This is a genomic window from Bacillus sp. GMs2/2 (assembly GCF_050172095.1).
Classification (GTDB): Bacteria; Bacillota; Bacilli; order Bacillales; family Bacillaceae_G; genus Bacillus_A; species Bacillus_A cereus.
Map to the genome: position 1 here is coordinate 1 of NZ_JBNLYE010000493.1, position 2,420 is coordinate 2,420.

A 2,420-nucleotide genomic window follows, 5' to 3' on the forward strand; every position below is an offset into this window, starting at 1 on the left:
AATAATGATAAAAGTTTTTATATCAAAGACTGCAAAAACAATGCCCCCTAACATAGGCCCTAAAATTAAAGATATAGAATCGATAATTTTACTTATAGAATTAATACGCATTAACCGTTCTTTAGTAACCATATTCGGTTTTACGGCCTCTAATCCTATTCCAAAAAACGTTGTAAATACTGTCATAAGAAAGGTAGTAGTATAAATAATGAATAAGTTTAATCCATAATAGTTGCTTAATATATAAACAGTTATTAATAAGCACCCGCTTAATACATCCATGCAAACGACGAGTTTCTTTTTATCAACCTTATCAGCAATGACACCAGCAAATGGATTCATAACAATCATTGGAATTGTTCCTAATATGAGCGTAATCGCAAAATTTAACGCAGATCCGGTTATTTGTAAAACATACAATCCTAATGCAAAACTATAAATAGAGCTACCGAATAGTGATACTGTTTTTGCAATTGAATATAAACAAATATTTCTTAGTTCTTGGTTTCTTTTTTTATTTTCTATATGTAATCGTAAACTTCCCATCACTTTCCCCTCACTTTTCTTTGTATTACATAAAGTGTAAATTCTCGGGTTAACCCAATATCAATACACTGTGTTTAAAAATTACTACAAAGAAATGAAAAAAGATGGGGCTAACCCCGTGCACATCAACTGAAGATATTAGTGCATCCTACAACGATAAAAAATAAAATGATTAATAAGATCACATGTACAAATGCAAATTTTTTATTGAAATCTAAAAAATAATATGGTATCTTCTATTACGTTGATTAATTACATATGAGAATCATGTATAACTCCAAGAATATGGCTTGGGGGTCTCTACCAGGAACCAACAACTCCTGACTACAAAATGCGTCTTTTAGCGTTTGTAGCCAGGAGTTTTTTTGTTCTACGGTAAATAATGCAGAGAAGGGAATATAAAAAATGAATTTCAAAGTATTTATATTAGCTTTAGCAACGATAGCGGTAGGTCTTGTAGAGCTTATCGTTGGAGGAATATTGCCAGACATCGCTAAAGATTTTAATGTTTCATTAAGTTCCGCTGGTCAATTAATTACAATTTTCGCCTTTACTTATGCAATAGCAGGTCCTGTATTATTGATTTTCACAAGTAAAGTGGAAAGAAAAAAATTATATATTATTTCACTTTACATTTTTCTAATTGGTAATCTACTTACTTATTTTAGTCCGAACTTTACTTTTATGATGATAGCAAGAATTTTAACTGCTATGAGTACTGCTTTAGTTGTAGTACTTTCCCTAACAATTGCAGCTAAAATTGTTAATCCCGCTTATCGAGCAAAAGCATTAGGATTAATTTATATGGGTATTAGTTCTTCACTTGTACTAGGAGTACCACTAGGCATATTAATTTCAAACACATTTGGCTGGAGAATTATTTTTTTATGTATAGCTATTTTATCATTGGGGTCTATTATCTTAATTTCAGTATTTTTAGATAAAATACCTGGAGAGGAAAACCGAACTCCTTTATCTATCCAATTAAAGACCGTTTGTAGTCTTAAACTAGGATCTGCCCATCTAGCTACCATGTTTATGTTAGCAGGACACTATACTCTATATGCTTATTTTACTCCTTTTTTAGAAAATAAGTTTCACCTAAGCCCTTATTGGATTAGCATATTTTATTTAGTGTTTGGTATAGCTGCAGTAAGTGGCGGAGCGTTTGGCGGTGTATTATCAGATAAAATAGGCGCTCAAAAAAGTATTGTGATAGTTATTACTCTATTTGCTCTAATCTTATTTATATTACCGTTTACGGCAGTTTCTATTATCCTATTTATTCCTGTTATGATAGTTTGGGCTGCATTGAGTTGGGGGCTTGCACCACCTCAACAAAGTTATTTAATCCAAACTGCCCCGGATACGTCAGATATACAGCAAAGTTTTAATAATTCAGCCCTACAAATAGGAATTTCACTCGGCTCTGCAGTTGGAGGTATAGCTTTAAAACAAGTACATAATGTCGCCAATATGGCCTGGGTTGGTGGATCTTTAGTTTTATTATCTTTAGGTTTGGCTATCTTTTCTCTTACTAGACATACACCGACAAGAGACTGTCCAGTGAGTGCTAAACATTTAGATTAACATTCTCTTTTTCTTTTAATCGTAAAAAGTATAAATAGGAATCGTCATAAATAGTCCCGTTATAAAAACGGACTTTTTATGACGGGGTTAACCCCATCTTTTTCCGAAAAATGAATATGTATAAATTTCTTCTCCTTGAACAAAGAAATCCTCGTACCTTCCCCCTCGTATCAAATAATTTGAAGTACTTTCATCAATAGATTGAAACTGTAAATTTTCGATTTCTTTTGTTACTTTTGCAGATGTAAAATTCTCTCTGAGTCTAGGTGCAATTTGGCTATTTA

The 2,420-nt window shown here is 32.2% G+C and carries 2 protein-coding genes, 1 pseudogene and 1 riboswitch; of the genes and pseudogenes, 1 reads left to right on the forward strand and 2 read right to left on the reverse strand.

Annotated features, from left to right (window positions below):
* Positions 1 to 546: MFS transporter (locus ACQGS6_RS26510; RefSeq protein WP_426965876.1), on the reverse strand; the 546-nt coding region annotated here is incomplete at its 3' end.
* A gap of 247 nt (positions 547 to 793) precedes the next feature.
* A riboswitch (purine riboswitch) is annotated at positions 794 to 893 on the forward strand.
* A 58-nt stretch (positions 894 to 951) separates the two neighbouring features.
* Between ACQGS6_RS26510 and ACQGS6_RS26515 the strand changes: the two genes are divergently transcribed.
* On the forward strand, positions 952 to 2,136 hold the full coding sequence (locus tag ACQGS6_RS26515; protein ID WP_426965877.1) for an MFS transporter: 1,185 nt from the start codon (positions 952 to 954) through the stop codon (positions 2,134 to 2,136).
* An 87-nt stretch (positions 2,137 to 2,223) separates the two neighbouring features.
* Here ACQGS6_RS26515 and ACQGS6_RS26520 read toward each other — a convergent pair.
* Positions 2,224 to 2,420, reverse strand: a pseudogene (locus ACQGS6_RS26520) (methyltransferase); the annotation flags it as partial.